The sequence below is a fragment of the Caballeronia sp. NCF2 genome, from assembly GCF_023631205.1.
GTDB lineage: Bacteria > Pseudomonadota > Gammaproteobacteria > Burkholderiales > Burkholderiaceae > Caballeronia > Caballeronia zhejiangensis.
In genome coordinates, this window is record NZ_JALQDN010000055.1 from 40,514 (window position 1) to 65,282 (window position 24,769).

The window sequence follows — 24,769 nt, forward strand, 5'->3', positions numbered from 1 at the left end:
GCCCGGAATGCGGCCCGAAGGATCTGGGAAAACGGAAAACGCACGACCGGTCATTTTGAGTGTTCTACTGACCGGCGACGATCGCTTCGCGCCACGCAGCGAATGCATTGTAATCGGCGGAAAACAGCGCGCAAAACACTAAAGGTTCAACGCGGGCGATGGCACGCTTTCGCTCACTTCCTCGACCGGAAAACCGATCGAAGCGACGATGCCCGAGCGCCCGTCGCTGCGATTTTCGAGCGTCACGTCGCCGCCGTAACGCGCGGCAATCGCCTTCACGATCGACAGCCCCAGCCCGCTGCCCTCGATGTCCGGATTCGCGCGGAAAAAGCGGTCGAACACGCGCGGCAGCAAGGCTTCGTCGATGCCCGGCCCCGTGTCGACGACATCGATCCAGACCATGTCGCCATCGCGCCGCGTGCGCAGGTCGATGGTGCCGCCATCGGGCGTATAGCGCACCGCGTTCGACACGAGATTCTTCACCGCCATGCCGATGTCGGTTTCCACCGCGCGCACGTGCGCGTTCACCATTTCCTCCGCGCCGATATCCATGCCGCGCGACAAGGCGATCGGCAGCACGTCGGCGACGGCGGCCGTGACCACGTCCGCGATGTTCACGCGCGCGAGCGGCGCGCCGTTCATCGGCGCATCGGCGCGCGCCATCCGCAAGAGTTGCGTAATCAGCTTGCCGCTGCGCGCGATGCCCTTGCGCAACTCCTGAAAGCGCTCCTGATTGCCGGGATAGATATGCGGCGCGAGATTGTCGGCCTGTAGCTGCAGCGCGGTGAGCGGCGTGCGCAATTCGTGCGCGGCATCGGCGATGAACTTGCGCTCCTTCTCGATCGATGTCGCGAGGCGCTCGATCATCGTGTTGATCGAATGGATGAAGGGCGCGATTTCCGTGGGCACGCCGACGGTCGGCAGCGGCTGCAGATGACCCATGTCGATGGCGCGGACTTCCTCGCCCAGCTCGTTCAACTGACGCAGCGAGCGCCGCACGACGAGCGCGACCGCGATCCACACGAGCGGCAAAAGCACCGCGATCGGCCAGAGCGTTTGCGTCGCGGCTTCCTGCGTGATTTCGCGCCGGATCGACGAGCGCTGCGCGACCTGGATCGTCATCGTCGGCTCCCGGCGCGTGAACATGCGCCAATGCTCGCCGTTGACGTCGACGCCGGAAAAACCCGGCTGCGCGTCGCGCGGAAAGTGCAGCGACGGGTCAGTCGTGCGGAAAGGCAGCGCCTCGCCCGGCTTCCACACCACGGCGACGACGTCGCGCTCGTCCTGCGTGCCGCGTGCGGGATTTTTCGGCAGGCTGTCGGCGAGTCCGTCGCGCAGACGCGCCGCCACTTGTTCGAGCCGCATGTCGAGCAGCGCGCTCATGCCGGTCTTGCTCAACTGATACGAACTCACGCCCTGCACGACGCCGATCACGCTGACGAGCAGCCCGAGCGCGAGCACCAGCTGATTCTTCAGTGATTTGATCATGCGAGTCCGCCGCTTCGGAAGGGAACGGGGCAAAGCTGCAGCCCGTTCGATTTTAGGCGACATTCCCGGGGATTTAGGTCTGAAAGACGACATGTGCGTGGCAGATGCGCGTAAGCGCGGAAAAAAATGCGCCGGTCCGAATCACGGCCGGCGCCAAGGGCTGAGGAGAATACGTGAAACGGGCCGCCGGATTGCTCGAGGAAGCATGCTGCCCGTCCACGTACAGAAGGTAGGCCCGAAGAATTAGCGTTGAATGAGCGCGCAAATGCGCATCGAGCAGCGATTCGCGCGGCGGGATAACATTGCATCCGGCGCTTTCTCATCGGCGACATTGCTTCGGCTGCAAGGAATCCGCAAGCCGGGGCGTCGCCGCCGCATCTTCATTTTTCGAGCATGGCCCGTCTGCGCACATCGTTGTCTCGTACGCGCGGCGGGCGATATGCCTTCCTGCCCGCATGTCACAGAACAGCAAAACCGTCCGTCCCCTCGTCATCGGCGCGGTGATGGCCTCGATGGCCATGGTCGCGATCGAAGCCACCATCGTCTCCACCGCGATGCCGCAAATCGCGACGCAGCTCGGGGGCCTCAATCTGTATAGCTGGGTGTTCTCGTCGTTCCTGCTCACGCAGACGGCGCTCACGGTCGTGTTCGGCAAGCTCGCCGATCTCTACGGCCGCAAGCCGGCGATCCTCGCGGGCATCGCGATCTTTCTGATCGGCTCGGTGCTCGCGGGCTTCGCGTGGTCGATGCCCGCGATGATCGTCTTCCGGCTGATTCAGGGCGTCGGCGCGGGCGCGATCCTGCCGGTCGCGCTGACGGTCGTCGGCGATCTCTATCCGGCGCGCGAGCGCGGCAAGGTGCAGGGCTATCTCGCGAGCGTGTGGGCCGTGTCCGCCGTGCTCGGGCCGATGGTGGGCGGCCTGCTGATTCGCCAGTTCTCGTGGGCGTGGATCTTCTGGATCAACGTGCCGATCGGCATACTGGCCGCGCTGCTTTTCACGCTCTTTCTGCACGAGGAAAAGCGCCACGACCGTCCGGCGATCGATCTTGCGGGCGCGTTCTTCTTCACCGCCGCCGTCGCCGCGCTGATGATGGCGCTCACCGACGCCGGCCACGCGAGCAATGCGCGCGTCGGCGTGGAGATCGGCGTGTTCGTGCTCGCGATCGTGTGCTTCGTGATTCAGGAGCGCCGCGCCGCCGATCCGATGATCTCGTTCAAGCTGTGGTCGCATCGGCCGATTGCCGCGAGCAACGTCGCGACGGTCCTCGCCGGCATGGCGATGATGGGCCTCACGACTTTCCTGCCGATGTACGTGCAGGGCGTGATGCATCGCACGCCGGTGGAAGCGGGCCTCGCGCTCACGATGATGATGATCGGCTGGCCGAGCGGCGCCACTTTCACGTCGCGCGCGTTCAGCCGCATCGGCCTGAGGCGTCTGTTGATGATCGGCCCGGTCTTCATTCCGCTGGGCGCGTTGCCGTTCGTGCTGCTCGGTCCGCAATCGAGCCCGGTCTGGGCGGGCGTCGGTTCGGCGGTGCTGGGCTTTGGCATGGGCATCACAAGCGTGTCCTGCCTCATCCTGATACAGGAAATCGTGCAGCCGATGGAACGCGGCAGCGCGACGGCATCGAACCTCTTCTCGCGCAATCTCGGCAATACGCTCGGTGCAGCCGTGTTCGGCGCGGTGCAGAACTACGGCCTCACGCACACGGCCGGCCTGCCGCCCGTTCATGCGGATCAGCTGAAGCAACTGCTGTCGTCGGTGCCCGGCGACTTCGCGATGAACAACGAGATTCGCCTCGTGCTGCACCATTCGCTGCATCTGACCTTCACGGCGATGTTCGTGATCGCGCTCGGCACCGTGATTTCGATGCTGTTCATGCCGAAGATCGACATCGGGCGCGCGAAGGGCACGGTCGAGACGGTCGGCGCGGCCGATGCGAAAAACGCCGCAAATCAGGCGTTTCATTGAACGCGCCGCGTCCCGCCGAGACGACCGGCGGAACGCGGTCTCATGCAAAAAGCGCTCAATCCTGCGCCTGAATGAGCGGGCTGTCCTGCTTCGCCTTCCCGGCGCCTGCATCGTTGCCTGGCTGAGCGTCCTGCGCGATCGTCTGCATGTTCATGCCTTGCTGCGAGACGGGCGCGCCTTCCATCGGCGAATAGTGCGGCGCGGGGCCGTATCCGCTTGCGAGCGCGTAGGAAGCGCATGCGAGCGCCGCGACGAAGATGATGCCTTTGAGATTGCCGGTCATGGTAGTGCTCCTGAGGGTTTCACGAATCCACTTCATCGGCCTCGTCGCACTGCCTGCCCAGCACCGACCTTCTGAAATGTGAACGCAGTCTACGTGCGTGCATCGGCGTTGAAATCCCTCCAAAAGCACGGCTGAAAACGGGTGGTGCGATCGCCGCGCGCCGTTTCGCGGCCCGGCACGCCGATAGCTACGCTCACTAAAGGCATGGCAGCGATGCCGGGGCTCCGGGTAGACTGTGGCGTCGGCGGACCTTTTGTCCAGGAAACGTCCGCCGCTGCGCCGACCACCCGAACCATGACCAGACCTAAAGCCGACTCGCCCCTCGACCTCGCCCGCCACGCGCCATCCGAGCCCGCCATGAGCGAGCCGCAGTATCACGCGCTCGTCGATGCGATCGAAGACTGCGCGATCTTCATGCTCGACCTGAGCGGCCGCATCACGAGCTGGAACAAGGGCGCGCGCAAGATCAAGGGCTATGAGGCGCACGAAATCATCGGACAGCATCTGTCGCGCTTTTACACGGCGGAATCGGTGGCGCGCGGCTGGCCCGAGTACGAGCTGAAGCAGGCCTACGCGACCGGGCGCTTCGAGGACGAAGGCTGGCGCGTGCGCAAGGACGGCACGCTGTTCTGGGCGAATGTCGTCATCACGGCGGCGCGCAATACGCAGGGCGAGATCATCGGCTACGCGAAGTACACGCGCGATCTCACCGCGAAGCGCGCCGAGGAAGAGAAGCTGCGGCTCTCGGAAGAGCGCTTTCGTCTGCTCGTGGAAAGCGTCAGCGATTACGCGATCTTCATGCTCGATCCGGCCGGCCATATCGCAAGCTGGAATACGGGCGCGATGCGAATCAAGGGTTATCAGCCGTCGGAGATCCTGGGCAAGCACTTTTCGATGTTCTATTGCCCCGAGGATCTCGAAGCCAACCTCCCCGAGATCGAACTGCAGACCGCGATCCGCACGGGCCGCGTGGAGAGCGAAGGCTGGCGCGTGCGCAAGGACGGCTCGCTCTTCTGGGCGAACGTGGTGATCAACGCGGTGTACGACGAGCATCGCGTGCTGCGCGGCTTCGCGAAGGTCACGCGCGACATGAGCGACAGAAAGCGCCTCGATCAGCTCGAAGTGTCGTCGCGGCGCATCAGCGAGTTTCTCGCAACGCTCGCGCACGAGTTGCGCAATCCGCTCGCGCCGGTGCGCAATGCGATCGGCGTGATGCAGATGGAAAGCGACGTGCCGGAACGCATCGCCGCATGCCGCGACATCATCGACAGACAGACTTCGCATCTCGGCCGGCTCGTCGACGATCTGCTCGACATGGGCCGCATCACGACCGGCAAGATCGATCTGCGCATGACGCGCGTGGACGTGAGCGAGATCGTCGCGCGCAGCATCGAGCTCGTGCATCCGTTCACCGACGAACGCGCGCAGAACGTCGTCAGCAAGCTGCCGTCCGAGCCCGTTCATGTGATGGGCGACATCACGCGGCTCGTGCAGGTCGTGCAGAACCTGTTGAACAACGCGTCGAAGTTCTCGCCGCGCGCCAGCACGATCCGCGTCGAAGTCGAGCGCGAGGCGACAGCGCTGCTGCTGAAAGTGATCGACAAGGGGCGCGGCATCTCGCAGAAGGGTCTCACGTCCATCTTCGATCTGTTCGTGCAGGAGGATCACTATCTCAATCCCGGCGAGGCGGGCCTCGGCATCGGGCTGACGCTGTGCCGGTCGATCGTCGAGATGCACGGGGGGTCGATCAGCGCGGCGAGCGCCGGACCGAATCAGGGCAGCACGTTCGTCGTGCGCCTGCCTTACGCGTCCGACCACGATGCGCCGCGGCCGCATCGCGTGCTCGCGCAGACTGCGACGCTAGGCACGGGCGGCGGCCTGCGCATCGTCGTGATCGACGACAACCAGGATTCCGCCGACAGCCTCGCGCTGCTCTTGCAGATGAAAGGCCACGACGTGCGTACCGCGTATCACGGCAAGGAAGGACTCGACGTGATCCGCCATTTCCCGCCGCAACTGATTCTGCTCGATCTCGCCTTGCCCGACATGGACGGTCACGCGGTGCTGCGCGCGCTGCGCTCGCAGCGGCTCATCGGGCGTGCGACGGTGGTCGCGATGACGGGCTTCGGACAGGACAGCGACAAGGAACGCTCCGCGCAGGCGGGCTTCGACGCGCATCTGGTGAAGCCGGTGGATTTCGACGTGCTGGACCGGTTGCTGGAGGAGGTGGCGAAGCGGTGAGGGCGATCACGCCCTCACCACCCGCAACGGAAAAATCACCCGCGACGCGATCAGCCCCAGCGCGCCGCCGAGCAGCGTTTCCCACGCGCGCGCCGTCAGCAGTTCGAGCGAATGCACGCCGCTCGCCGCGAGCGTCACGATGAGCACGAACGCGAACGCGCCGCACGCGATGTCGTATCGCTCCGGCAGCGCCATCGCATAGGCGATCATCGCGAACGCGGACAGAATCCACACGACGAGCGGCCAATGTTCCGCGAGCGGCAGACACACGATGCCGATCGGCACGCCGACAAGCGTCCCGTAGATGCGCCGCCGTACGCGCTCCGCCGTCCCGACCGCCGACGTCGCGACGACATACACGCAAGCCGTGATCGCCCACGCCGATTCCGCGAGCCCGAACAGGCGATTCAACGCCACGACGACGAGCGCGCCGCACGCCGCCTGCAGACCCATCGCGAAGGCGGGCGAGATCGCGTCCCGACCGTAAGCGGGCTCCGACGCCAGCGCGGGCAGCACGACCGGATGCTCGGCCGGTCCGCTCAGCACGCGCGGCACGATCGCCGCGAGCATGCCGATCAGTAACGCGAGCAGGATCGCCCAGGAATCGCCGGGGCGCAGATCCATCCCGTAAGCGAGGAGCTGGCCGATATAGAGCTGCGAGCCGACGCCCGCGCCCGTCATCCCGAAGCGCTTCAGATAGCCCGCGAGGAACGCGCCCGTCACGAGAATCAGCTCGGCGCCGCCGCGTCCGGTTTCACGAAGCATCGGCGCAAAAAACGTGAAGGTGAACGCGCCGAACGCAGCCGCGACGCACAGAATGACGAGATCGCGGCTCGACTCCAAACGCGTCGTGCGCGCCTCGGACACGCTCGCCCACAGCGCGAAGCCGCCCGCGAGCGCGCCCACCGACACACCCGCCGGCACGCTTTGCGTCACGTCCTGCAGCGCGCCGAGCGCCGCCGCCAGCCCGTACGCGGTCACGAGCCGCAATCCCTTGATGCGCCGATGCGTGCCCGGATCGACGCGATCGAGCCACGCGAGCACGGCCTGCACGCGCTGCACGAGCGCTTGCACGATCGTCAGCGACGAATCCGCGAGACGCGCTTTCGCGTCGCCGATGGGCTGCTCGTCATCCATTGGCTTCCCCACAGGTAACGCACCTGCCACGCATTCTAGGACGCGTTGCGCCTGCGCGCGCGTTTGACGGCCGCAATCGGCCCGCCGCGCTGCGCCGCTTCGACGATGCAGCCCGCGAGGCGCGCCGCCGCATCCGGCTCGTCCGCGCGCACGCGCCGCGCGCGCTCCACAAGCCCGATCTCGCGATGAAACGTGTCGCCGCCGAGATCGAGCGCGACCGCGCCGCGCGGCCACGCGCCGATGCCGTCCGATACCGGCACGAGCGCCACGCCCAGCCCGCGCGCCACCAGTTGCGCGATGCCCGGCAGCTCGTCGACCTCGATCGAATCGCGCACGGCGATGCGGCGCTTCGTCAGAAACATGTCGACTTGCCGGCCGCCGAACGAGCGCCGGTCGTATCGGATGAACGGCTCCGATTCGATCAGCGCGCGCCAGTCGGCGCCCTTCTTCGCGGCAGGCACGAGCAGCACGAACGGCTCGACGGCGAGCGTGCGCCATTGCAGTTCCGCGGGCAGCGAAAACGGCGGGCGGATCATCACGGCCATGTCCATCTCGCCTGCATCGACGCTTGCGAGCAGATTGAGCGACACGCCCGGCACGAGCCGGATGCGCCACGCCGGCAGCATGCGCCGGAACGCGCCGATGGCATCGGGCAAAAGCGCCGCATGCGCCGACGCGATCGCGCCCACCGAAAGCGAGCCGCGGCGCCCGTCCTCGCCTTCCGGCTCAGCGAGGCGCGCGTACAGCGCGATCAGTTCATCGGCGAGTTCGAGCGTGCGCTTGCCGGCCTTGTTGAGCGTCGCGGAGCGGCCCGTCCTGTCGAACAGCTTCGCGCCGAGATGCGCTTCGAGGCGCTGCATCTGCGCGCTCACGGCCGATTGCGTGAGGCCGATCTGCGCGCCTGCGCCCGCGAAAGTGCCGTGGCGCGCCACCGCGATGAAAGTCCGGAGTTCGCGCAGCATGTCGATTCATCGAAAATATTTGGGCTGACTCCAGAAATATATCGTTTTTCAACACAAATATTTATTAATAAACTTGGTTCCAGTTCCCATGAACGTCGATTGAAGGACTCAACTCCATGAGCACGACCCAGCACGCCATGCCGCCGTTCCATCTCGCGTTTCCCGTTCATAGCCTCGCGGCCGCGCGCGAGTTCTACGGCGAACTGCTCGGCTGCCCGGAAGGCCGCAGCTCCGACGCATGGGTGGATTTCGATTTCTACGGCCATCAGATCGTCGCGCATCTCGCGCCGGAGGAATGCGGACATCGCACGACGAGCGCGGTCGATGGCGACGCCGTGCCGGTGCGCCACTTCGGCGTGGTGCTGCCCATACCGCAGTGGAACGAGCTCGCGGACAAGCTGCGCGCGGCGGACACGCGCTTCATCATCGAGCCGCATGTGCGCTTCAAGGGCGAAGTCGGCGAACAGGCGACGATGTTCTTCCTCGATCCGTCGGGCAATGCCGTCGAGATCAAAGCGTTCGCCGATATGTCGTCGCTCTTCGCGAAATAAAAAACGGGACGCCGCGCGGCGTCCCGTTCGTCATTGCAGCGCGCTTTACTGGCCGGAGCCGCTCGCGCTGACCGGCGCGCCCGGACCGCTCGGCGTCGCGGTGCCGCCCGGTTGCGTGGACGGACCCGAGTTCATCGTGCTCTTGTGCGTCTTCTTCGAATGCGTCGATTTGTGCGCGTGCGCGTTCGGCTGCGCGGGCTGCGTCGTGGTCTGCGCGTTGTCGCCGGCCTGCAGGCCCGTGTTCGAGCTCGGCGGATTGTCCTGCGCGAAAGCGGACGCGCACACCAGCGCGAAAGCGCCGGCAGCGGCGGAAAGGGCGAAACGTTTCATATCGAAGACTCCTGTTGGCGGTTGCGAAATGCGATGCTCACGGCTTGTTCTGCCTGCTGGCCGCCGCGCTTCACGCGAGCGGCCGTTCGCACGTCAGGAGTCAGCACGCGACATGCCACGGTCTGACGATTCGCCAACGTCTTCGCGTCTTCGTGTCAGGTTTTGAAGACCGCGATGGCGCGCTTCAGCTCTTCGGCCTGCGTCGCGAGCGCGGCGGCGGCGGCCGTCGCCTGTTCGACGAGCGCGGCGTTCTGCTGCGTGACCGCGTCCATCTGCACGATCGCGACGCCGACCTGCTCGATGCCCTGCGTCTGCTGCGTGGACGCCGACGAGATCTCGTTCATGATGTCGGTCACGCGCGAAACGGACGTGAGAATCTGCTTCATCGTGTCGCCGGATTGCTGCGCGAGGTCTTGCCCCGCCGTGACGTTCGTCACCGATTCGTCGATGAGCGTCTTCACATCCTTCGCGGCCGCCGCGCAGCGCTGCGCGAGCGCCCGCACTTCCGATGCGACCACCGCGAAGCCGCGCCCGTGCTCGCCCGCACGCGCCGCTTCGACGGCCGCGTTCAACGCGAGGATGTTGGTCTGAAACGCGATGCCTTCGATCACGCCGATGATGTCGACGATCTTCTCCGAGCTGCCCGCGATCTTGTCCATCGTCGCGACGACGCCGAGCACGACGCCGCTGCCGCTTTCCACCGTCGACGATGCGCTCGCCGCGAGCTGGCACGCTTCGCCGGCGTTATCGGAGTTCAGACGCACGGTCGACGTGAGCTCTTCCATGCTCGACGCCGTTTGCGCGAGCGACGCGGCCTGCTCTTCCGTGCGCGACGAAAGATCGTGATGGCCGTCCGCGATTTCGCGCGACGCCGCCGTGATGCCGTCAGCGACGAGCTTGATCTGCGCGATCGTCTGCGTGAGGCGCGATTGCATCGTGTGCATCGAATGCATGAGGCTCGAATCGTCGCCGCGCTGCACTTGCACGGTCTGCGCGAGATCGCCGGCCGCGATGCGCTGGCAGACGACGGCCGCATCGCGCGGGTCGCCGCCGATGCTCTTCAGCACGCCGCGGATGATGAGCGTCATCGCGACCGTCAGCGCCGCGCCGATCACGCCGATCAGCAGGAGCGACTTGAGCACGATGGCATGGAAGGCGCGATCGATGTCGTCGATCCACGCGCCCGTGTAGACGTGCCAGTCCCATTCGCGCACGTAATCACCGTACGTGACCTTGGGCAGCGGTTCCTGCTCGCCCGGTTTGGGATACGAATACGTCGTGATATGCGAGCCGTCGAGACCGTGCTTGACGATCTCAGCGGTGAAGTGCTTGCCCGTGCTATCGACGAAATCGTTGATCTTGCCCTCGGAGTGCGGACGCGGCGGATCGAGCACCTGCCACATCTTCGAATCGATGATGCCGACATAGCCGCTCGTGCCGTAGCGGATCGCGCGCACGCTCGCGATCGCGCGTTTCTTCGCTTCGTCTTCGGGCAGCGCGCCGCTTTGCGCCTGCTTCACATAGAACCTGACGACGCTCGCCGCCGACTGAACCTGTTCGGCGAGCGCGCCTTCGCGGTTGTTCATCAGCGAATGTTTCGTGGAGATCGCGTTGAGCGCGCACAGAAGAATCAGACTGAGCCATACGAAGCCCACGATGCTCATGAGCTTGGTCTTGAAAGAAAGTTTTTTCACGATCTGGTTGTAATAGCCGATGGACGCGCCGGGGCAGGCGCTCGCTTTGCGGCTTCCGATCGCGGGCGATTTTACGTTTGCGTGAGCGGGTGCGACGCCGCGTCGTTATCGAAAGCTGCGTGCAATTTAACGGCAAGGCGCGTCGAATCTTGAGGCGCGGAACGCGGCGCACAAAGCAAAACGCCCCGCATGACCGAAGTCATGCGGGGCGTCGGTCCATGCTGCTTCAGTGCCCGACCGGCTCTGTCGATTTCAGGTCGCTCGCCATCGCCGTTTGCGGATGCGCGGCCTGCTTGATGAGCAGCGCGACCGCCGAAACGATGCCCGCCACCGCGATCGTCGCGAAGATGCCGCCGAACGTGAAATGCAGACGCGTCAGCTCGGCGACGAGGAACGATCCCGCGATGCCGCCGAAGCGCCCGATGCCGAGCATCCACGCGACGCCCGTTCCGCGCCCTTGCGTCGGATAGAACGCCGCGGCGAGCGCGGGCATCGACGATTGCGCGGTGTTCATCAGCACGCCCGCGACAAACACGACGAGCACGAGCATGCCGACATTGCCCGCCGCCTGGCCGATCAGATACACGCTCACGGCGGTCAGCGCGTAGCACGCCGCGATGATGCGGTTAGCGTTGAACTTGTCCATCAGCACGCCGCACAGCACCGCGCCGACGCCGCCGAGCGGGAACAATGCGGAAATGAGCGTCGCCTTTTGCGGCGGCAGGCCCGATTCCTTCAGCAGAATCGGCATCCAGTTGATCGACGCGTAGAAGATCACGAGGCCCATGAAATACGTGAGCCACAGCATGATCGAGCCGACGAGATACGAGCGCGACAGCACCACGCTGATGCCGCTCTGTCCCGTCGCGGCGGGCGCGGCCTCGGTCATGAAGAACGAGCCGGCGTTCATCGCGTCGGACGAAATGCGGGCGAGCGTCGCGCGAATCTTCTCGACGGGCTTCGACTTCGCCACCATGTAGCGCACCGATTCCGGCAACGTGACGATCAACAGCACCGACAGCACGAGCGGCGCGATGCCGCCGAGCATCAGCACGCTGCGCCAGCCGAACTGCGGAATCATCCACGCGGCGAGAAAGCCGCCGAACGCCGCGCCGAGCGGAAAGCCGCAGAACATCAGATTGATGAGCGTCGCGCGGCGGCTGTCCGGACAGAACTCGCTCATCATCGTGACGGCGTTCGGCATCGCGGCGCCCAGCCCCAGGCCGGTGATGAAGCGCAGCGTCGTCAATTGCGTGAGGTCGGCCGAGAACGCCGACGCGAGACACGCGACGCCGAAGATCAGCACCGACGAAAGCAACATCGCGCGGCGGCCGAGCTTGTCGGACAGCGGCCCGGACAACAGCGCGCCCGCGGCGAGGCCGAACAGCGCGGCGCTCAAGACGGGCGCGAGCGCCGGACGGCTGATATGCCATTCGGCGACGAGCGACGGCGCGATAAAGCCGATCGCGGCGGTATCGAAACCGTCCAGCAGCACGATCACGAAGCACATCACGAAGATGAGCCACTGAAACGGCGAGAACGGATGCTCGTTGATGAACGTCTGTACGTTCACGGCAGGACTTCTACTCACTTCATTCCCTTTTCGGTGATGGGCGCGCGCCTCGCAAGGCCGCGTCCCGGAACTGAAACCGCTTCCCGCCGCCGTTCTTGTTGTTGTCGTGCGAGCAGCGAACCCCGGTCAAACCGCATGGAAATCGGAGAAAAGTTCGTTAGACGAACACCGATTCACATAGCGAACTCGCGAGTGAGGGTACTGAAGAAGTTTGCGCTTCGTCAACGCGGGCTTTCCCGCGTATGACGAAGCGCTGACGTGTGGCTGTCAAAAGGCAGCGAATCTGCGGACAGTCAGGAGACGCGCCGCCCCGCGCGATACGTTTCGCGCGGCACCTGCAGGCCGTCCACCGAGGCGACGCGCACGAAGTCCGCGCGCAGGCCCGTCGCGATCGCGCCGCGGTCCGCGAGACCCGCCGCGTGCGCGGGCGCCCACGAAACGGTCGCGACGGCGCGCGGCAGCGACCAGCCCGCCTTGGCGACGAGATCGAACACCGCGATCAGCAGACTCGACGGCACGTAATCCGACGACAGGATATCGAGCAGCCCTTCGTGCGCCAGTTCAAGCGCCGACACGTTGCCCGAATGCGAGCCGCCGCGCACGACGTTCGGCGCGCCCATGATCGTCGCGATGCCGTGTTCGCGCGCGGCGCGCGCGGCTTCGAGCGTCGTCGGGAATTCGGCGAGCGCGATGCCGTCGCGCGCCGCTTCCTCGACATGCTCGACGAGCGTGTCGTCGTGGCTCGCAAGCGAGATGTTCAGGCTCTTGCAGCGCGCGACGATTTCCGCGCGATGCTTCGCCGCGTAACGCGCCTGATGATCCGCGAGTTCGGCGAGGATTTTCTTCGCGTGCTCGTCGCTCCATTTGCCATGACGTTCCTGATACTTGCGCCACTTCTCGTGATCCTGCCACTGACGCTGGCCGGGCGTGTGATCCATCACGGATGCAAGCCGGAAAAGCGGATCGGACGAAAGCAGGTCGAACACTTCGACGACATCCGTCGTGCCGACTTCGCATCGCAGATGCAGGAAGTGATCGGCGCGCAAGAGATCGCGCGCGACGAACTTGCCGATCGACTTCGCGCATTGCACCTGAAGCTCGCGGCCGCGCACGCCGTCTTCGGGACGCGAACCGACGCCGAGCGCATCGAACACGGTCGTGATGCCCGCCGACGCCACTTGCGCGTCATGCACGATGATCGCCGCTTCGTGATTCCACAGCACGCCGGGGCGCGGCGCGAGATGCTTCTCGATGTTGTCCGTATGCAGCTCGACGAAGCCGGGCAACAGATAATCCCCGTCCCAGTCGTGCGCCTCGCGCGCCGCCGTATTGCCCGGCGCAATGTCGGCGATGCATCCGTCCTCGACGCGCAAGGTGCCCACGAAATCCTCGTCGCGCGTCACGATGCGCGCATTTGTTATCAGCATGTCTGCAACACTCCGGAATCGGTTTGATGAGCGATGGCCGCGCTCGACGCGAGCCGCACGATGCGGGTCGCGACGCGCTCGCGCGTGTCTTCGTCGTGAAAGATGCCGACGATCGCCGCGCCCTGCTCGCGCGCCTCGACGATCAGATTGGCGACCACGTCGCGGTTTTCGGCATCGAGCGACGCAGTGGGTTCATCGAGCAACAGCAGCGGATGCGCCGCGATCAGTCCGCGCGCGATGTTCACGCGCTGCTGCTCGCCGCCCGAGAACGTCGCGGGCGCGAGCGTCCACAAACGGCGCGGCACGTTGAGGCGTTCGAGCAACGCGCTCGCACGCTTACGTGCTTCGTCTTCATCGACGCCGCGCGACACGAGCGGCTCCGCGACGAGATCGAGCGACGACACACGCGGAATCGCGCGCAGGAACTGGCTCACGTAACCCATCGTCGTGTTGCGCAGCCGGATGATCTCGTGCGGCGCGGCGTCGGTCAGCATCGTATGACGCGAGGGCTTGCTGTCGTCGCGAATCGCGATCGTGCCGCGCGTCGCGAGATAGTTGCCGTACATGCAGCGCAGGAACGTGCTCTTGCCCGCGCCCGACGCGCCCGCGAGCACGACGCATTCGCCGCGTTCCACATCGAGCGATACGCCCGACAGCGCGGCGATACGCGCGCCGCCCTGCTGATGCAGTGTGAAAGTCTTTTCGATGCCGATTGCGCGCAGCATCAGCTTGTCGTTGGTGATGAAGGAATCGTGTGTCATCGGTCGAACCTCAAACAGGCAGCACGGACGCGACGAGCGTCTGCGTATAAGGATGTTGCGGATCGTCGAGCACCTGGTCCGTCAGCCCGCTTTCGACGACGCGCCCGTCCTTCATCACCATCAGCCGATGCGCGAGCAGACGCGCAACGCCGATATCGTGCGTGACGATCACGGCCGCGAGATGCAGCTTGCTCGTGAGCGTGCGCAGCAAGTCGAGCAGACGCGCCTGCACCGATACGTCGAGGCCGGCGGTGGGTTCGTCCATGAACACGAGGCGCGGTCCCGTCACCAGATTACGCGCGATCTGCAGACGTTGTTGCATGCCGCCCGAAAATGCCGAAGGCAATTCGTCGATGCGCGCGGCATCGAGTTCGACGCGGCTCATCCAGTCGGCGGCCGTCTCGCGCAGACGGCCATAGTGACGCGCGCCGATCGCCATCAGCGGCTCGCCGATGTTCGCGCCCGCCGATACGTTGCGACGCAATCCGTCGCGCGCGTTCTGATGCACGAAGCCCCATTCGGTGCGCGACAAAAGACGCTTGCGCGGCTCGGCGAGCGTCAGCAGGTCGAGCGCTTCGCCTTCGCGCGTCGTGTAGGTGAGCGCACCGCCGTCGATGTCGCTGCGCAACGCGAGCGCATTCAGCAACGTCGATTTGCCCGATCCCGATTCGCCGACGATGCACAGCACTTCGCCCGGATGAACATCGAGATCGACATCGACGCACCCGCCGCGTCCTTCATAACGCTTCGTGAGGCGCGTCGCTTTCAGGAGTGCGTTCATCGCGTCACCTCTTCGTCGTCGCGACGGCTATGGCAGTAATCGCTGTCGGAGCAGACGAACATGCGCGTGCCCTGATCGTCGACGATCATCTCGTCGAGAAAGCTATCGTGCGAGCCGCACAGCGCGCACGCGTGCTCCCACTTCTGCACGCTGAAGGGATGATCCTCGAAATCGAGGCTCTTCACTTTCGTATATGGCGGAATGGCATAGATGCGCCGCTCGCGGCCCGCGCCGAAAAGCTGCAATGCGGGATTCATGTGCATCTTCGGATTGTCGAACTTCGGGATCGGCGAAGGCGACGTCAGATAGCGGCCGTTCACGAGCACCGGGTAATCGTAGGTCGTCGCGATGCTGCCGTGCTGCACGATATCCTCATAGTATTTGACGTTGATGAGGCCATAGTCCGCGAGCGCGTGCAGCTTCTTGCACTCGGTCACGCGCGGTTCGAGGCGGAACAGCGGCTCGGGCATCGGCACCTGATACACGATGATCTGCTTGTCCGTGAGCGGCGTCTCGGGAATGCGGTGACGCGTCTGCACGATGCTCGCATCGGCGGTGCGCGTGGTGGTCGCGACGCCCGCCGTGCGCGCGAAGAAGCGGCGAATGTTCACCGCGTTCGTCGTTTCGTCGGAGCCTTGATCGATGACCTTCAGCGTATCGCTTGCACCGATGATCGCGGACGTGACCTGCAGGCCGCCCGTGCCCCATCCATACGGCAGCGGCATTTCGCGCGATGCGAACGGCACCTGATAACCCGGCACCGCGACCGCCTTGAGCAACGCGCGGCGAATCATGCGCTTGGTCTGCTCGTCGAGGTACGCGAAGTTATAGCCTTCGGTGAGTGCGTTCATGCCGCATTCTCCTTGTTGTCGTCCGAACCGTGCGCGGCGCGCAAACGGCGCAGCAGTTCCAGCTCGGATTGAAAATCGACGTAGTGCGGCAACTTCAGATGCTGCACGAAACCGGCTGCTTCCACGTTATCGCTGTGATACAGCACGAACTCGGGATCCTGCGTCGGTGAACCGACGGATTCGCCGAGTTCTTCGGCACGCAACGCGCGATCCACGAGCGCCATCGCCATCGCCTTGCGCTCGGAGTGGCCAAACGCGAGACCATAGCCTTGCGTGAACGTCGGCGGCACATCGCCGCTGCCCGCGAACTGATTGATCATCTGACATTCGGTGATGTCGATATCGCCGATCTCGACCGCAAAGCCCAGTTCATCGACCATCATTTCCACCGCGACTTCGCCATGACGGATCTCGCCCGCAAACGGATGGCTGTGCGCGTAGCCGCGCTGCGTCGCATAGCCGACCGCGAGCAGAAAGCCTTCGTCGCCGCGTGCGAGGTTTTGCAGGCGCGTCGAGCGATCGGCGGGAAACGACAGCGGTTCGCGCGAAAGATCGCCCGGCTCGGGCGCGTTCTCGTGCGCGCGTTCCTGCTCGATCAGGCCTTCCTTGTCCAGCATCGACAACACGCGCGGCATCGCGCTCGCGTCCGTCTCTTTCGCCGAGATAGTTGCATTCGCAACTTGTTGGCCTTCGGCGAGCAAAGTGAAATCGAGCAGGCGTTGCGTGTAGTCGTACGTGCCGCCCAGCATCTGTCCGCCGGGAATGTCCTTGAAGGCCGCCGAGATGCGGCGCTCGACACACATCGCTTCAGTATCGATCGGCAGCGTGTAGCCGAAACGCGGCAATGTCGTGCGATACGCACGCAGCAAAAAGATCGCTTCGACGAGATCGCCGGCTGCCTGCTTGATCGCGAGCGCGGCCAGGTCTTCATCGTAGACGGAGCCTTCCGTCATCACGCGCGCGACGGCAAGACGCATCTGCTCGCGAATCTGCGCGACGGACAACTCGGGGACGGAAACATCGCCGCGACGCTTCTTCGCGAGCACGTCCCACGAACGTTCGATGGCGCGTTCGCCACCTTTGACCGCGACGTACATCAGTTCACCTCCACTTGCGTCGTGCGCGGCAGGCCGACGAGCGCGCCGCCCGCGACGAAGTAGCAATCGATGCCGCAAGGAAAGAGCGCCGTGAGCGCCGCGCGCTGACGCCAGAACTCGCGTGACAGGCCCGCAATGGCGACGCTGCGCGATTGCGCGATGCCCGGACCGCTCCACACGAGCGGCTCGCCTTCGGTCAGCGACGGCACATGGATAAAGAGCGTCGCGGCATGCTCGGGAGATTCGGGTTCGCCGTGCGAGAAAGCATCGAGCGAAGGCATGTCGCGCGCATCGTCGATATAGACGAATGCGGCCTCGCGGCGATCGCGCGTCAAGCGCGCGCTCGCGTGAAAGCGCAGCGCATCGCCAAGCACGTTGTCTTCGCGCTCGATGAAAACCGGCGTCGAATAATCCGTCAGCGCGAGCAGCGACGCGAACGCCGCGAGCGGCACGCGCCCGGCGAGGCCGTCGCGCATCGCATGGTTGTCCGGCAGCGCGGCATCGATCGCAACGATGCTGCCGGGCCGCGACAGCGCATCGAGCAATGCGCGGAACACGCGTTGCGCGTCGTGCACCGTGTCGTTGAAGCCGGGCACGAGCGTGGTCATGTCGATTCGCATCATTCGCCTCTCACCATCGTGAAGAATTCGACCTTCGTCGCGGCCGCTTCGGCTTCTTTGCGGCGTCGTTCATCTGCGATGCGCGCAGCCAGCGGCTCGATGAGTTGCGTCTGCAACTTGTCGGCGAAGCGCGGCATCTGCAGGAGGGCGTCCGCGAGCGCGGCGAGCGTCGCGCGTTCCTTGTCGCGCCCCATGTGCACGGCGACACCGACCGGCGCGCTGCCGTCATCGGCGATGAGACGAAGCGTGGCGCGCGTGACGGTCGTTTCGCCGAGGTTAAACGCATCGCCCGTGCCGCCGATGCGCCCGCGCACCATCGCAAGCCCGATATCCGGCGCGCGCAGCCACTCGTAGTCGGGCACCCGCGCGCCTTCGAGCGCCGCTTCGAGCGCATGTTGCAGCGCCTCGCGCGGCGTGCGGGCAAGCACCGCCATCCATTCGCGGCGGCCTCGCGTTGCGCGCGGCTCCATTGAAGTACTCATCGCATTCCCTTTGTCTGGAAGGATCGGATCATCGTCATGCTACTCGTTGTCTAGTCTAGTCGTCTAGACGTTTGGTCGTGTAGTGAGGCTTTCACATTTCCATCACGAGTTGCGCACTACAATCCGGGAGAACGATATTCAAACCGACAGGAATGACAGCGCAATGACATCCAACGAAAATGCGGCGCCTGGCGTTGCCGTGGAGCGCGGCGCGGGGGTCGCGGTCTGGCGGCAGATCGAGCAGATACTCGCCGCCGAGATTGCCGCGAAGAGCTTCGGCGACGAAGGACGCCTGCCGAGCGAGGCGGAACTCGCCAAGCGTTTCGACGTGAACCGTCATACGGTTCGCCGCGCGATGCTGCGGCTTGCCGCAACGGGTCTCGTGAGCGTCGAGCAGGGGCGCGGCACGTTCGTGCAGCCGGGCGCGATCGATTATCAGATCGGCCGGCGCACGCGCTTCACCGAGAATCTGCGCCGCCAGAAGCACACGTCGGCTGGCGTCGTGCTGAGTTCGGAGCGCGTGAAGGCCGATCCGACCGTATCGAAGGCGCTCGGCGTGCGCGCCGGCACGCTCGTCTATCAGATCGAAACGCGCCACGACTCCGACGGCATTCCGATGACGTATGCGCGCAACTGGTACCCAGCCGCGCGCTTCAACGATCTGCCCGCGGTCATCGAAGCGGCGGGCGGTGTCAGTGCCGCGCTGGAGACGTTCGGCGTAAAGGATTACATGCGCAAATGGAGCCGCATCGGCAGCGTGCTGCCTTCGTCGGACGTGGCGCGGCGCTTGCAGATCAATCGTCAGCAGCCGGTGTTGTGGGTCGAAAACGTCGATGTCGACGAGGACGGCGTGCCGATCAAATACGGCATCACGCATTTCGCGGCGGATCGCGTGCAATTGATGGTCGAGCACGATCGATGAGCGCCGCCGTTCATCCGCGCGTGGCGCTCTACTACGCGCCGCCTGCCGCTTCCGCATGGTGGCGCGAAGGTTGCGAATGGCTCGGCCGCGATCCCGAGAGCGGCCGCGAAACCGCGACGCCCGCGCATGCCGTGACGCACGCCCCGCGCCGTTACGGCTGGCACGCGACGCTCGTCGCGCCGTTTCATATGGCCCCGGGTGTCGAGCTCGCGGACGTGCTGGCATGTGCGCGTGCGTGGGCCAGTTCGACGCCGCGCTTCGAGATGCCGGTATGCCCCACGGAAATGGGCCGTTTCGTCGCGCTACAGCCCGCCGCGCCCGCCGACGACGCAACCCTTCGAGCATTGGCCGCGAGCGCACTGAAGGCGCTCTCCGCGTTGCGTACGATGCCATCGCGGGAAAGCATCGAGCGGCGCATCCTCGATGGCATGAGCGCACGGCAGATCGAATTGCTGCGCGAATGGGGTTATCCGTATGTCCTCGACGAATATCGCTTCCATATGACCCTTTCCGATTCCCTCGATGATGCGAACGCGCGCGCGTCGATCATGTCGGAATGGAAGGCGCGCATCGATACGCTCGGCCCGCTGCCGGTGCACGGCGCGGCGCTTTTCATCGAGCCGCAGCCGGGCGCGCCGTTCGCGCTATGGCAGCGCCTGCCGTTCAACAACGCACGGGAAGTGGCATGACCGAAGTGGATAGCACGAAACTGGTCTACGTGATGGGACCGTCAGGCGCGGGCAAGGACTCGCTGCTCGGCTTCGCGCGCGAACGCATCGGCGCACAGGTGCTGTTCGCACATCGCTACATCACGCGCGCGGTCGCGGACGGCGAGAACCATATCGCCCTTTCGCATGACGAATTCGCTTCGAGACTGTCATACGGCCTCTTCGCGATGCATTGGGAAAGCCTCGGGCTGCGGTATGGCATCGGCATCGAGCTGGATGCGTGGCTCGCGCGCGGCAGGCCAGTCGTCGTGAACGGCTCGCGCCAGCATGCGGAACTCGCGCTCGAACGTTATCCGCATGCGCGCTTCGTGCATATCGATGCAGCGCCGTCCGTGCTTGCCGCGCGCCTCGCGCGTCGTGGACGCGAAGACGCCCGGCAGATCGAAGCGCGTCTCGCGCGCCGTCCGGCCTTCGAACTGCCGTCGCACGCGCATGTCGTGAAGATCGACAACTCGGGCATGCTCGCAGACGCCGGCACGCAATTGCTCGCGCTGCTCGCGCGTACGAACCACGCCTGAAAACGACGCGAGCGCCTGATGAGGCGCTCGGCATCGATAGTTGCAAGCGCAATCAAATCACGCGTTCGCGCACCCACCCCGAAGCGAGATCGATCATCGACACGATCGCGATGACGATCAGCATCACCGCCGACGTCTGCGCATAGTTGAACGAGCGGATCGCTTCATACAGCACGACGCCGATACCGCCCGCGCCGACCATGCCGACGACCATCGCGGAGCGCACGTTCGACTCGAAGCGATACAGCGCGAACGAAATCCACAGCGGCAACACTTGCGGCAGCACGCCGTAGACGATTTCATCGAGACTGCTCGCGCCGGTCGCGCGCACGCCTTCGGCGGGCCGCGCATCGACGGCTTCGACCGCTTCGGCGAAGAGCTTCGCGAGCACGCCTGTTGTATGAACCCACAACGCGAGCACGCCGGCGAAAGGCCCGAGTCCGACCGCGACGATGAACAACATCGCGAAGACCATTTCGTTGATCGCGCGGCACGCGTCCATCAGGCGGCGCACGGGTTGCGAGATCCATACGGGCGCGATGTTCAGCGCCGATAGCAGCCCGCATGGCACGGCGCAGACGAGCGCGAGCGCCGTGCCCCACACGGCGACCGCGAGCGTCACGATCATTTCATGCACGTACGTGCGCCATTCCGTGAAGTCGGGCGGAAAGAAGTCGCGCGCGAACTGGCTCATGTTGCCCGATGCGCCGAGCAGATCGAGCGGGCGCATTTCCGCGCTCTGCCATGACAGACCCAGCACGGCGATCAGAACGATCCAGCCGAACATCGATGTCCAGCTGCGCTTCGGTGCACTCGTCCGCACGGGCCGCACGATGCCGGCCTCGAACGTCGTTACGTCGAGCGGCTTCATTTACTTCGCCGCCGTCGTGTCGAGCGCGGCGATCTTCTGATCGAGCGCGGCAATCTGCGCCTTCTTGTCGGCGTCGTCGAGATGCGCGTCGTTCTGCACCTGCTGCTTCTTCTGGAAGAGCGCCATCTGACGAATCGGCACGAGTTGCGCATTCGACGAATCGGCGAAGCCCGAATAGCCCGAGATCGCAGTCATCACCGCTTGTTCGCGCGGGTCCTTTTCCGCGTAGTGATCGAAGAAGTTGCGCAGCTTGTCCTTCGTCGCTTGCGGCAGATCGCGACGCCATACGAGCGGGTCCGATGGAATAAGCGGCGACTTCCACAACACGCGCACCTTCGGATACAGCTCGGGATGTTGCGTCTTGATGGTGTCGAGCATGTCGGTGTTGTTGGTCGCGACATCGATCTTGTCGTTGACGACCGCGAGCATGTTCGCCTCATGGCTCGACGGCAGCACGCTCTTGAACGACGACTTCGGGTTGATGCCGTTCTTCGCGAAGAGGTAATACGACGGCACGAGCGTGCCCGACGTCGAGTTCGGATCGCCGAAACCGAGATTGATTTCCTTCGTGTTCTTCAGCACCTGATCGAGCGATTTCCACTTGCTGTTCGCGTTCGTGATGAGCAGCGAGTAATAGCCCGCTTCGCCGTTCTTGTACTTCACCTTCGCGAAGACTTCGCCGTTCGAGCGATCGACCGCTTCGATCGCCGATGCATTGCCGAAGAAGCCGATCTGCACCTTGTTGAAGCGCATCGCTTCGATGATGCCCGCGTAGTCGGTCGCGAAGTAGGCCTTCACGTCGAGACCCGTCTGCTTGTTCAGATCGTCGATGAGCGGTTGCCAGCGTTGCTTGAGCGCGGCCGACGAATCCGTCGAGATGATGCCGAAGTTGATCGTCTCGGCAAGAACGGATTGCGTCAGCAGGCAAGACGCGAGCGCGGCGCCGGCCAGAAATTTTTTCATGATGCGATCCAGGAGTTGACGTTGAGTTGAAGTTCCGCGGCGTGCGTCCGCGCTACGTGATGCGCAAGCAGTTCGCTGGCGGACGATCCGTAGAGCTTGTGCAGCACCTCGGGCGTGAGACGCTCGCTCGCGCCATCGAAGACGACGCGGCCATCGCGCAACGCGATCGTGCGCGGGCAGTACTTCATCGCGACATCGATCTGATGCAGCGACACGACGACCGTCAGCTTGCGCTCGCGATTGAGCGTCTGCATGAGTTCCATGACGCGTCGCGCCGATTCGGGATCGAGCGATGCGATCGGTTCATCCGCGAGCACGATGCGCGCACGCTGCACGAGCGCGCGTGCCAGTGCCGCGCGCTGCTGCTGACCGCCCGACAGATTGCTCGCGCGTTCGAACGCGTGTTCGCCGATGCCCATCGCGGTGAGCGAATCCATCGCGAGCGAGCGTTCGTCGCGCGGAAAGCGCCCGGACATACGACGCCACAACGACACGCGCGACAACGCGCCGATCAGCACGTTCGTCAGCACTGAAAGACGTCCGACGAGATTGAACTGCTGAAACACGAAGGCGACGTCGCGGCGTATCGAGCGCACTTCACGCACGATCCTGCCGTTCTGCTGGATCGGGCGGCCGAGCAACGTGACGTGCGACGGCGCGGGGTCGGATGCCGTGAAGCCTGCGATGTGCCGCAGAAGCGTCGACTTGCCCGATCCGGAAGCGCCGATGAGCGCGACCATCTCGCCCTCTTCCACGCGCAGATCGACGGAGTCGAGCGCCTTGCGGCCATTCCGGAACGTCTTGGTGAGACGCTCGATGCGAATTGCGTCCATAGCTTCCCTCGATGGGCGCGCTCACATGGCGCGCTGAAACGTTCGGGAGATTCTAGGAAGCGAACATGACGAGATAGTGACGCGCATGAGACGTCTAGATGAATACATCACTTCGATGCGTCGCGAGTTGAGACGATCGAGCAGAAAAGCGATACGAACAAGCATTCACGTTTTGCGTGCCGCGCTTCATGATGATCCGCAACTGCATCAATCACTCGGAACTTCATCATGAACACGATCCATACGGATGTCGCCATCATCGGCGCGGGCAGCGCGGGACTTTCGGCGTATCGCGCGGCGAAGGCTGCGGGCGCTTCGGCGATTCTCATCGAAGGCGGCGCGCACGGCACGACGTGTGCGCGCGTCGGCTGTATGCCGTCGAAGCTTCTCATCGCAGCGGCCGATGCCGCGCATCACGCGGCGCACGCGGCGGCGTTCGGCGTGCATATCGATGGCGCGCTGCGCATCGACGGGCGCGAAGTGATGGCGCGCGTGAAGCGCGAGCGCGATCGTTTCGTCAGCTTCGTCGTCGCGGGCGTCGATGCGATGCCCGATGCGGACAAGCTCACCGGCTACGCGCGCTTCATCGACGATAACCTGCTGCAAGTGGGCGACGATACGAAGGTGCAGGCGAAGAGCATCGTCATCGCGACGGGGTCGAGTCCCGTTATGCCGTCGATGTATCGCGCGCTCGGCGATCGCGCCATCATCAACGACGATGTGTTCGCGTGGGACGATTTGCCGAAGCGCGTTGCGGTGATCGGCGCGGGCGTCATCGGCCTCGAACTCGGTCAGGCGCTGGCGCGGCTCGGCGTGCGTGTGTCGCTGCTGGGCGCGCGCGGGCGCGTCGGGCCTTTCACCGATCCCGATGTGCGTGCGTATGCCGGGCGTGTGTTCAGCGAAGCGTTTCGTTTCGAGCCGTTTGCGCAAGTGCAGGCCGCCGTGCGCGAAGGAGATGAAGTGCGTTTGCGCTATGTGTCAGATGCGGGCGAGTCGATCGAGGAAACCTTTGATTACGTGCTCGTCGCTGCCGGGCGCAAGCCGAATGTCGGCGGGCTGGCTTTGAGCAATACATCGCTTGCACTCGATGACGTTGGCTTGCCGGTCTACGATCCGCTCACGCTGCAGGCGGGCGCTCATCCGGTCTTCATCGCCGGCGATGCGAACGGCGTGCTGCCCTTGCTTCACGAAGCCGCCGACGAAGGCCGCGCGGCGGGCACGAATGCCGCGCGTTATCCGCATGTCGAAGCGGTCGAGCGTCGCGCGCCGATTGCAATTGCGTTCACCGATCCGGGCATTGCGATGGTCGGCTCGCGTCATGTCGACCTTAAGCCCGAGTCGTTCGTGACGGGCGAAGTGAGTTTCGAGGATCAAGGCCGCAGCCGCGTGATGCTCAGAAATCGCGGGTTGATGCATGTGTATGTCGATCGCGCGAGCCGCCGCTTCGTCGGGGCGGAATGGATTGGGCCGGATGCGGAACACATCGCGCATTTGCTGGCGTGGGCGTTGCAGATGAAGCTCACGGTCGATGAGATGCTGCGGATGCCGTTTTATCACCCGGTGGTCGAGGAAGGGTTGAGGACGGCGTTGAGGGATGCGGTTGTCAGGCTCGGGTGAGCGGGTCGCGGCGAGGCACTCCGTGCGTATCGATTGCGCCCCGCCGCACTTCCAAGCGAGACGAAC

24 protein-coding genes are annotated in these 24,769 nt (G+C 64.7%); 7 read left to right on the forward strand and 17 right to left on the reverse strand.

The window, feature by feature from the left end; translation table 11 throughout:
• Window positions 1-138: 138 nt before the first annotated feature.
• Window positions 139-1,488: a sensor histidine kinase gene (locus NCS02_RS19580; RefSeq protein ID WP_250519941.1), complete on the reverse strand. Its 1,350-nt coding sequence runs from the start codon at window positions 1,486-1,488 to the stop codon at window positions 139-141.
• A 455-nt stretch (window positions 1,489-1,943) separates the two neighbouring features.
• Between NCS02_RS19580 and NCS02_RS19585 the strand changes: the two genes are divergently transcribed.
• Window positions 1,944-3,461: an MDR family MFS transporter gene (locus NCS02_RS19585; RefSeq protein ID WP_175982861.1), complete on the forward strand. Its 1,518-nt coding sequence runs from the start codon at window positions 1,944-1,946 to the stop codon at window positions 3,459-3,461.
• A 55-nt stretch (window positions 3,462-3,516) separates the two neighbouring features.
• On the opposite strand, the gene NCS02_RS19590 is transcribed toward NCS02_RS19585, so the two are convergent.
• Complete coding sequence (locus NCS02_RS19590; protein WP_008354398.1) at window positions 3,517-3,744, reverse strand: hypothetical protein; 228 nt, start codon at window positions 3,742-3,744, stop codon at window positions 3,517-3,519.
• Between the two features lie 357 nt (window positions 3,745-4,101).
• Between NCS02_RS19590 and NCS02_RS19595 the strand changes: the two genes are divergently transcribed.
• A complete protein-coding gene (locus NCS02_RS19595) occupies window positions 4,102-5,985 on the forward strand; it encodes a PAS domain-containing hybrid sensor histidine kinase/response regulator (protein WP_175982860.1) in 1,884 nt (627 codons plus the stop codon).
• Between the two features lie 6 nt (window positions 5,986-5,991).
• On the opposite strand, the gene NCS02_RS19600 is transcribed toward NCS02_RS19595, so the two are convergent.
• Both NCS02_RS19600 and NCS02_RS19605 read right to left on the reverse strand, forming a co-directional pair.
• A complete protein-coding gene (locus NCS02_RS19600; RefSeq protein ID WP_250436129.1) occupies window positions 5,992-7,122 on the reverse strand; it encodes an FUSC family protein in 1,131 nt (376 codons plus the stop codon).
• 35 nt (window positions 7,123-7,157) lie between these two features.
• A complete protein-coding gene (locus NCS02_RS19605; RefSeq protein WP_250503139.1) occupies window positions 7,158-8,084 on the reverse strand; it encodes a LysR family transcriptional regulator in 927 nt (308 codons plus the stop codon).
• 116 nt (window positions 8,085-8,200) lie between these two features.
• On the opposite strand from NCS02_RS19605, the gene NCS02_RS19610 reads away from it, so the two are divergent.
• A complete protein-coding gene (locus NCS02_RS19610; RefSeq protein ID WP_250503140.1) occupies window positions 8,201-8,635 on the forward strand; it encodes a VOC family protein in 435 nt (144 codons plus the stop codon).
• Between the two features lie 45 nt (window positions 8,636-8,680).
• On the opposite strand, the gene NCS02_RS19615 is transcribed toward NCS02_RS19610, so the two are convergent.
• The 10 genes from NCS02_RS19615 to phnG form a co-directional block, all read right to left on the reverse strand.
• Complete coding sequence (locus NCS02_RS19615) at window positions 8,681-8,965, reverse strand: hypothetical protein (RefSeq protein ID WP_008354392.1); 285 nt, start codon at window positions 8,963-8,965, stop codon at window positions 8,681-8,683.
• A 155-nt stretch (window positions 8,966-9,120) separates the two neighbouring features.
• Window positions 9,121-10,659, reverse strand: coding sequence for a methyl-accepting chemotaxis protein (locus tag NCS02_RS36325; protein ID WP_175982858.1), 1,539 nt, complete (start codon window positions 10,657-10,659; stop codon window positions 9,121-9,123).
• A 226-nt stretch (window positions 10,660-10,885) separates the two neighbouring features.
• Window positions 10,886-12,250 (reverse strand): MFS transporter, encoded by a 1,365-nt coding sequence (locus NCS02_RS19630; protein ID WP_250436130.1) that lies wholly within the window; start codon window positions 12,248-12,250, stop codon window positions 10,886-10,888.
• Window positions 12,251-12,525: 275 nt separating this feature from the next.
• A complete protein-coding gene (locus NCS02_RS19635) occupies window positions 12,526-13,659 on the reverse strand; it encodes an alpha-D-ribose 1-methylphosphonate 5-triphosphate diphosphatase (RefSeq protein ID WP_008354389.1) in 1,134 nt (377 codons plus the stop codon).
• Window positions 13,653-14,420, reverse strand: a complete 768-nt coding sequence (phnL, locus tag NCS02_RS19640; protein ID WP_008354388.1) for a phosphonate C-P lyase system protein PhnL — start codon at window positions 14,418-14,420, stop codon at window positions 13,653-13,655. Before phnL ends, NCS02_RS19635 begins: the two co-directional genes overlap by 7 nt.
• Before the next feature lie 10 nt (window positions 14,421-14,430).
• Window positions 14,431-15,201 (reverse strand): phosphonate C-P lyase system protein PhnK, encoded by a 771-nt coding sequence (gene phnK, locus NCS02_RS19645; protein WP_008354386.1) that lies wholly within the window; start codon window positions 15,199-15,201, stop codon window positions 14,431-14,433.
• Window positions 15,198-16,052: an alpha-D-ribose 1-methylphosphonate 5-phosphate C-P-lyase PhnJ gene (locus tag NCS02_RS19650; protein ID WP_250459715.1), complete on the reverse strand. Its 855-nt coding sequence runs from the start codon at window positions 16,050-16,052 to the stop codon at window positions 15,198-15,200. The genes phnK and NCS02_RS19650 overlap by 4 nt, the downstream gene beginning before the upstream one ends.
• Complete coding sequence (locus NCS02_RS19655; RefSeq protein ID WP_250503142.1) at window positions 16,049-17,149, reverse strand: carbon-phosphorus lyase complex subunit; 1,101 nt, start codon at window positions 17,147-17,149, stop codon at window positions 16,049-16,051. The genes NCS02_RS19650 and NCS02_RS19655 overlap by 4 nt, the downstream gene beginning before the upstream one ends.
• The gene (gene phnH / locus NCS02_RS19660; RefSeq protein WP_175982855.1) at window positions 17,149-17,772 is read right to left on the reverse strand and encodes a phosphonate C-P lyase system protein PhnH; all 624 of its coding nucleotides are present in this window, start codon (window positions 17,770-17,772) and stop codon (window positions 17,149-17,151) included. The genes NCS02_RS19655 and phnH overlap by 1 nt, the downstream gene beginning before the upstream one ends.
• The gene (gene phnG, locus NCS02_RS19665) at window positions 17,769-18,251 is read right to left on the reverse strand and encodes a phosphonate C-P lyase system protein PhnG (protein WP_034473491.1); all 483 of its coding nucleotides are present in this window, start codon (window positions 18,249-18,251) and stop codon (window positions 17,769-17,771) included. Before phnG ends, phnH begins: the two co-directional genes overlap by 4 nt.
• 163 nt (window positions 18,252-18,414) lie before the next feature.
• Between phnG and phnF the strand changes: the two genes are divergently transcribed.
• From phnF to phnN, 3 genes are read left to right on the forward strand one after another with little or no spacing between them, the layout of a single operon-like run.
• Window positions 18,415-19,173, forward strand: a complete 759-nt coding sequence (gene phnF / locus NCS02_RS19670) for a phosphonate metabolism transcriptional regulator PhnF (protein WP_034473492.1) — start codon at window positions 18,415-18,417, stop codon at window positions 19,171-19,173.
• On the forward strand, window positions 19,170-19,862 hold the full coding sequence (locus tag NCS02_RS19675; RefSeq protein ID WP_250503143.1) for a DUF1045 domain-containing protein: 693 nt from the start codon (window positions 19,170-19,172) through the stop codon (window positions 19,860-19,862). The genes phnF and NCS02_RS19675 overlap by 4 nt, the downstream gene beginning before the upstream one ends.
• On the forward strand, window positions 19,859-20,419 hold the full coding sequence (phnN, locus tag NCS02_RS19680) for a phosphonate metabolism protein/1,5-bisphosphokinase (PRPP-forming) PhnN (protein WP_250503144.1): 561 nt from the start codon (window positions 19,859-19,861) through the stop codon (window positions 20,417-20,419). The genes NCS02_RS19675 and phnN overlap by 4 nt, the downstream gene beginning before the upstream one ends.
• 52 nt (window positions 20,420-20,471) lie before the next feature.
• Here the strand turns inward: phnN and phnE are convergent, their stop codons facing one another.
• The 3 genes from phnE to phnC all read right to left on the reverse strand — a co-directional run bounded on the left by phnE (window position 20,472) and on the right by phnC (window position 23,086).
• Complete coding sequence (gene phnE, locus NCS02_RS19685; protein WP_250519946.1) at window positions 20,472-21,206, reverse strand: phosphonate ABC transporter, permease protein PhnE; 735 nt, start codon at window positions 21,204-21,206, stop codon at window positions 20,472-20,474.
• An 84-nt stretch (window positions 21,207-21,290) separates the two neighbouring features.
• Entirely contained in the window at window positions 21,291-22,253 is a 963-nt protein-coding gene (phnD, locus tag NCS02_RS19690; RefSeq protein WP_250459709.1) for a phosphonate ABC transporter substrate-binding protein, read from the reverse strand.
• Window positions 22,250-23,086 (reverse strand): phosphonate ABC transporter ATP-binding protein, encoded by an 837-nt coding sequence (gene phnC / locus NCS02_RS19695; RefSeq protein ID WP_250459707.1) that lies wholly within the window; start codon window positions 23,084-23,086, stop codon window positions 22,250-22,252. Before phnC ends, phnD begins: the two co-directional genes overlap by 4 nt.
• Before the next feature lie 228 nt (window positions 23,087-23,314).
• Between phnC and NCS02_RS19700 the strand changes: the two genes are divergently transcribed.
• On the forward strand, window positions 23,315-24,703 hold the full coding sequence (locus NCS02_RS19700) for a dihydrolipoyl dehydrogenase (protein WP_008354374.1): 1,389 nt from the start codon (window positions 23,315-23,317) through the stop codon (window positions 24,701-24,703).
• Window positions 24,704-24,769: the final 66 nt, after the last annotated feature.